Origin of the sequence: Pseudomarimonas arenosa, from assembly GCF_014841215.1 — a bacterium.
Lineage (GTDB): Bacteria > Pseudomonadota > Gammaproteobacteria > Xanthomonadales > Xanthomonadaceae > Pseudomarimonas > Pseudomarimonas arenosa.
Genome location: NZ_JACYTR010000062.1, coordinates 22,233 through 29,017 on the forward strand (window position 1 = coordinate 22,233; position 6,785 = coordinate 29,017).

The following is a 6,785-nucleotide window of genomic DNA, read 5'->3' on the forward strand; positions in this document are numbered from 1 at the left end:
TGAAAACGGCCCGGGAGGATACCCCGGGCCGCGTTCGCTTTGATACCGATCCGATCGCAGTCGTTGCGATCGGTACTTCGGCGATGGCTTACCAGATCACGATGCGCTCGGCTTCGGCGCGCACCATCGGGTCGCCTTCCTGACAGCTGAAGGCGGTCGCCATGGCCGGCAGGTTCGACGGTGCACCAATGGCGCGGAAGTTGGCTGGCGCGTGCGAGTCGGTGCTGAGCCGCACTTTCAGCTCTTCCGGCTTGAAGTTGCGCCGCCACACGGTGGCCCAGTTCATGAAGAAGCGCTGCTCCTGGGTTTGGCCATCGATCTCGGTGTTCAGTGAAGGATCGGCCGCCAGGGCTGCCTGCAGGGCCGAATGAGCCACCGACAGGCCGCCGAGATCGGCGATGTTCTCACCCAGGGTCAGTTTGCCATCGACGTGGATGCCGTCGATCGACTCATACTCATTGAACTGTGCCACCAGCTTCTCGGTCAGTGCTTCGAAGCCTTGACGATCGGCGTCGGTCCACCAGTTCTCGAAGTTGCCGTTGGCATCGAAGCGGCTGCCCTGGTCATCGTAGCCGTGGATCATTTCGTGGCCGATCACCGCGCCGATGCCGCCGTAGTTCAGGGCCGGATCGGCACTTGGATCGAAGAACGGCGGCTGCAGGATGGCGGCCGGGAACACGATCTCGTTCTGCTGCGGGTTGTAATAGGCATTGACCATCTGCGGCGGCATGCCCCACTCGGACTTGTCGACCGGCTTGCCGATCTTGGCTAGCTCAAACTGATAGTTAAAGCCGTTGGCGGCCATGATATTGCCGACATAGCTGTCACGCGAGGTGATCAGGCCGGACCAATCACGCCATTTGTCCGGATAGCCGATCTTCGGGGTGAAGCTGGCCCACTTCTCCAGCGCCTTGGCCTTGGTCTCGGCACTCATCCATTCCAGGTTTTCCAGACGAATCTTCAGCGCATCGGACAGGTTCTTCACCAGCGCCTGCATCTTGGTCTTCGATTCCGGCGGGAAGGCGTGCTTGACGTACAGCTGGCCCAGCGCCTCGGCGGTGGTGCCATTGATGGTGTTGAGTACGCGCTTCCAGCGTTCCTGCATCTCTTCCTGGCCACGCAGTGCCTTGCCGTAGAAGTTGAAGTTCTCCTGGGCAAAGGCGTCGGCCAGGTAGGGCGAGGCATTGTCGATGGTGTGGAAACGCAGATAGGCCTGCCACTGCTCCGCCGGCACTTCTTCCAGCATGGCGCTGACTTCCTTGTGAAAGTCCGGCATCGCCAACGAGAACATCGCCGGCTTGGCCACGCCCTGTGATTCGAAGAAGGCGGTCCAGCTGAAGTTCGGCGTCAGCTCATCGGCCTGTTCAAGGCTGACCGGGTTGTAGTACTTGGAAACGTCGCGAGCGATTTCCTTGCGGGTCAGCGAGACCTTGGCCAGGCGGGTTTCGAAGGCCATGATCTGCTCGGCCTTGGCCTGCGCCGTGGCTTCGTCATCACCGGCCAGCTTCAGCACATTGGCGATATGCGCCAGATAGTCGGCGCGATTCTTCTGATGATCTTCGCGGTCGCTGGAGTAGACGCTGGGGTCTGGCAGGCCGAGACCCGCCTGCACGGCGTAGGCGATGTTCATGTTCGAGTCTTTGAAATCGGCCGAGGGGCCGAAGCCGAACAGGAAGCCATCGCCACGAGCAGCGCTGTCGCGCAGGTACTGGGCGATTTCCCTGCCGTCTTTCAGCGCAGCGATGCGCTGCAGTTCTTCGGCGATCGGGTTGATGCCGGCCGCATTGATCGCCGCCTCATCCATGCCGGTGGCCCAGATATCGCCGATCAGCTTTTCGACGCCGGTCGCGCCGGCATTGCCGCCGGCGGCTTCGACGATCTGCTTTTGCACGCCCAACGAGCGCTCGCCCAGGGTCTCGAAGCTGCCCCAGGTGCTGCGATCGGCCGGCACCGGATTGGCCGCCAGCCACGTGCTGTTGACGTGGTCGGCCAGATTTTGGCACACCGGTACCTCGGCATTCAGATCGCTGGCCTGATAGCTGACCACGGCCGGCAGCTTGCTCTCGTCGAGCTTGAACTCGACCGGCGCCGGGGCGGTGGCCTGCGGGGCCGGAGCTTCGGCTTGCTGCTGGCTGCAGGCGCCCAGCGACAGGGTGATGGCCAAGCTGAGCAGGCCGAGTTTCGGGGCGTTCAATCGCATGTAGTTCTCCAAACAGGGGCGCGTATATCGCGCCGTATCAAGCTAAACGTCACAGTTTCGCTGCGACGTCGCCGCAAGGGTGTGATGTGGATCACACTTGGTGCGGTGGCGAGGTCAGTCCTGCTGCCGGCCGCTGGCTGCTGCGCTGGGCGAGTAGCTGCCGTCGCTGATCGACATTTCGCTGACCGGGCCGTACTTCTTGGCCAGCTCGCGAATGGCCTCGGCTTTGCCGATCAGCACGATGGCCAGGCGGTCGGCCGGCGCAAATACCTGGGTGGCGGCATTGGCCGATTGCTCGGTGACCGCACGCAGGCGGCTGCCGAACTGATCGATTTGCTCGCGGCCCAGACCATGCAGCTCCAGGGTGGCCAGCTGATCGGCCAGTTGAGCGGCGGTTTCCAGCTGCGGTGCGAACTGCCCCAGCATGTAGTTTCGACCAGATTCCAGGGTCGCCTGATCGATGCCTTGATCGTGCAGCCGCTTGAGCGTATCGAGCGCCATGTCCAAGGCCTGTTCGGTGGCGTCGGTGCGGGTGAACGAGGTGATCGCCGCGACCCCGGTACCGCGCAGGCGATCAAGTCCGGCACGGGCGCCGTAGGTCAGCCCGCTCTTTACGCGTAACTCGGTGTTCAGCATGGAGGTGAAACGCCCGCCGAATACGGTGCGCACCAGATCCTGTGCGGGCCTTGCCGGATCATCGATGCCCGGGCCGAGGTTGCCGAGCCAGAAATACGTTTGGGTGGCATCGGGTTTGTCGATCAACAGCACGCGAGCTGTGCCCGAGGCCGGCGCGCCGGGCAGTTCGGCGAGCTTGCCCTGCGCGGGCTTCCAGTCGGCGAAGCGCTTCTTTACCGCGCCCAGCATGCTCTTGCTGTCGAAATCGCCGACCACGGTGATGATGGCGCGGTTGCCGCCGACGTGATCCTGCATGAATGCCTTGACGTCGGCATAGTCGATCCTGGCGATGCTGTCTTCGCTGCCGCTCACCGGGCGGCCGTAGGGGTGATCGCCGAACAACCAGGCCTGGCCGTAATTGCCGATCAATCGATCCGGACCGCTGTCCTTGGCCGCCTTCAGACTTTGCAGGCTGCGCGTCTTGACCTTCTCGAACTCGGCTTGCTCAAGCAGCGGACGACGCAGCGTGTCGGCCGCCAGGTCCAGCATCAATTCGCTGTCCTTGGCCAGGAACTCCGCGCTCAACGACAGCGCGTGTCGACCGCCGCCGACATTGATCCGGCCGCCCACAGCATCGATCGCCGCGGCATAGCTCAGGGCATCGCGCTTGCCGGCGCCCTTCTGCATCAGCTCCGACAATATCGTTGCCAGGCCGGCGCGATCCGCCGGTTCCTGTACGGCACCGCCGCGCACGCTGATATCCAGCGCCACCAGCGGAACGTCGTGCTTGGGCATCAACAGTACGGTGGCGCCGTTGTCGAGTTGATGGCGGCTGAATTCCGGCAGTTTGACATCACCGGCGTGCGCCTGGCCGAAGCTGAGGCCAAGCAACAGGCCCGCGGTTGCGGCAAGGCGATTGAGCGATTGGTTAAGGATGATCATTTCGATTCCTCCGCGCTGACGGCCGGGCGCAGCACGCCGACGGTGCGGTTGTTGCGGTTCAAATACCTGGCGGCAACCCGCTGAATATCCTCAGCGGAGACCGCGGCGTACTGCTGCGGTGCATCGAACAGCTGGCGATAGTCGCCATTGAAGACCTGATAGCTGCCGATGGCCTGTGCCTTGCCGGCGATGGTGGCCTGACGGCGCCAGAACTGCGCCAGCATCTGATTCTTGGCCTTGTCCAACTCGTCTGCCCGAATGCCATCCTTGATCAGACGGTCGATCTCGCCATCGATCTCGGTTTCCACCTTGGCCGGATCGCCGCCGGGCGGCACCACCGCGTACACCACCAACAGGCTGGGATCGAAACCGGCGCGGAAGAATGCGCCGGCACTCACCGCCACCTGTTTCTCCACCAGCCCCTGATGCAGACGGGAAGAGTCGCCCTGCGACAGAATCGAGGCCAGCAGTTCCACTGCCGGTGTATCGGCATCACTGGCGGCAGTGGCGTGATAGCCGATGGCAATCAGCGGGGTCTGCGCCTCCTTTTCCACCAGCACCCGGCGTTCGCCTTTTTGCTCCGGCTCCTTGGTGGTGATCGCACGCGGTGCCGGCTGCGCCGGAATCTTGCCGATCTTGGCCTCGGCCAGCGCGAAGATCTGTTCCGGCTTTACATCACCCACCACCACCATCACCGCATTGTTCGGCGCGTAGTAGGTGCGGTAGAAGTCGCGCAGCTGGTCGATGGTCCAGCTCTCGATATCCGAAGGCCAGCCAATCACCGGGAACTGGTAGGGATGTGCAACGTAGGCGGTGGCATTCAGCTGCTCGAGCAGACTGCCGAAATTGTCGTTGTCTACCCGCGAACGACGCTCCGAATAGACCACGCCGCGTTCGCTCTCCACCACCTCAGGGTCGAAGTCCAGATTGGCCATGCGATCGGATTCGAGATCGAAGATGGTGTTCAGCGCGCTGGCCGGGAACCAGTCCTGGTAGACGGTGAGGTCGTTCGAAGTGTAGGCATTGTTGGAACCACCGGCGGCCTCCATCACCCGGTCGAACTCGCCCGGCTTCAGGGTCGAGGTGCCGTTGAACATCATGTGTTCAAAGTAGTGGGCGATGCCGGTGATGCCCGGATACTCATTGCGCCCGCCGACCTTGTAGAAGGTGTACAGGGCGACGTTCGGAATGTCGTGGTCGGGCCAGACGATGATCTGCAGGCCGTTGTCCAGCGTTTTCGAGGCAATCGCCTTGGCGGCATCATCGCCAGCCTCAGCATGCGGCGCCTGTTTGGCCGCAACGGGCGACAGCAGCAAGGCTGCCATCAAGCCAGTAAGCACGCGTCTCATGAATCGGTTCCCCTCGGAGTGAGCCCCGCCTTATAGACGTGGGGGCTTGCTGCGGCAAGTGCCGAAGGTTTGGCCGGGGTGCTAAGGTGGAGCGCAGATCGCCAGCGCGAGCGGCGCGCCGGCCGGCCAGTCCAGGGAGGAGTCGACATGCGGGAGCCGTCGTTGCGGGTGCGTTTTCACGGGGCAGCTGGCGAGGTGACCGGCTCCCTGCATCGGCTCGAGTACGAGGATAGGCAGGTACTGCTGGACTGTGGCCTGATTCAAGGCGGCGGTAATGAAGATGCGCGCAATGCCGCCGGCTTCGGCTTCGACCCGCGACAACTCGATGCGGTGGTGGTCAGCCACGCCCATATCGATCACTGCGGTCGTCTGCCGCTGCTGGTCAAGCGCGGATACTCAGGGCCGATCTATATGACCGCGGCCACCGCTGACTTGCTGCGGATCATGTTGGAAGACTCGGCCCGGCTGGCCGCCGCCGACGCCGAGCGCGAAACTCGGGCACGGCAGCGCCGCGGCGAGGGTAAGGTCGAGCCCTTGTACTTGCTGCGCGATGTGATCGACACGCTCAAGCAGGTGAAGCCGCTGGAGTATGGCGAGCGCCGCGAAATCCTGCCCGGATTGACCTTACGCTTCGAAGACGCCGGCCACATCATCGGCGCGGCCATCGTCGAGCTGGTGTACCAGCAACGCGGCAAGCGCAAGACCTTGGTGTTCTCCGGCGATATAGGCCCCAATGCCGCGCCGATTCTGCGTGATCCAACAGCGATGCACGAAGCGGATCTGGTGTTGATGGAAAGCACCTATGGCGATCGATGTCACCGCAATCGGGCTGACACCGTGAAAGAGCTGGGGGCAGTGCTGCGTCAGGCCAGAGAAGATGGTGGAAACGTGTTGATCCCGGCCTTTGCGGTCGGTCGCACGCAGGAGATTCTCTACTGGATGGCGCGCTACTTTCGCGAGTGGGAACTCGAGCAATGGCAGATCAACCTTGATTCGCCGATGGCGCTGAAGGTCACCGAGCTCTACCAGCGTCATATCAACCTGTTTGATCGCGAAGCCAAAGAGCTGTTTGCCAAGGGGCTGAATCCCTTTGCCATGCCGAACTTGCGCCTGATCAGCGATGTGCAGGATTCGATGGCGCTGAACAAGCGCGCCAGCGGTCAGATCATCATTGCCGGATCGGGCATGTGCACCGGAGGGCGGATCAAGCATCACCTGCGGCACAACCTCTGGCGCGAAAACTGCGATGTGGTGTTTGTGGGCTATCAGGCCGCACGCACGCTCGGCCGTCAGCTGGTCGACGGCGCCGAGTTCGTCACCATCTATGGCGAAAAGATTCGCGTCCGTGCACGCCGCCATACTGTCGGCGGGCTCTCCGCCCATGCCGATCAGAATCAGCTGGCAGCCTGGTATGGCCATTTTCACCAGCGCCCACCGGTATGCCTGATTCACGGCGAAGATGCCGCGCGGCGGGCATTGAAGGAAAAGCTCGAAGCCGAGTTCAGGGCCGAAGTTCGCCTGCCAAAACCCGGCCAGGTGGCGAAGTTCTGAGCTAACCCGGATATTTCACGAGCCCCTCAAGATCGCGACGTTCGTCCCGACCGGACGTTCGTGTGGCCTTCGCAGACCGGATTTGGCTGCTTTTGGGATGTTTTTCCGGAATTCAGACGCAATGCCCC

The 6,785-nt window shown here is 62.7% G+C and carries 4 protein-coding genes; 1 reads left to right on the forward strand and 3 read right to left on the reverse strand.

The annotated features are described in order from the left end of the window. Positions 1–88: 88 nt before the first annotated feature. The 3 genes from IFO71_RS18495 to IFO71_RS18505 form a co-directional block, all read right to left on the reverse strand. Complete coding sequence (locus tag IFO71_RS18495) at positions 89–2,200, reverse strand: M13 family metallopeptidase (protein ID WP_192031161.1); 2,112 nt, start codon at positions 2,198–2,200, stop codon at positions 89–91. Positions 2,201–2,314: 114 nt separating this feature from the next. Next, positions 2,315–3,757: a M16 family metallopeptidase gene (locus IFO71_RS18500; RefSeq protein ID WP_192031162.1), complete on the reverse strand. Its 1,443-nt coding sequence runs from the start codon at positions 3,755–3,757 to the stop codon at positions 2,315–2,317. Further along, complete coding sequence (locus tag IFO71_RS18505) at positions 3,754–5,106, reverse strand: M16 family metallopeptidase (RefSeq protein WP_192031163.1); 1,353 nt, start codon at positions 5,104–5,106, stop codon at positions 3,754–3,756. Before IFO71_RS18505 ends, IFO71_RS18500 begins: the two co-directional genes overlap by 4 nt. Before the next feature lie 147 nt (positions 5,107–5,253). Here IFO71_RS18505 and IFO71_RS18510 point away from each other — a divergent pair, with 147 nt between their 5' ends. Then, positions 5,254–6,657, forward strand: coding sequence for an MBL fold metallo-hydrolase RNA specificity domain-containing protein (locus tag IFO71_RS18510; RefSeq protein WP_225444778.1), 1,404 nt, complete (start codon positions 5,254–5,256; stop codon positions 6,655–6,657). Positions 6,658–6,785 lie beyond the last annotated feature (128 nt).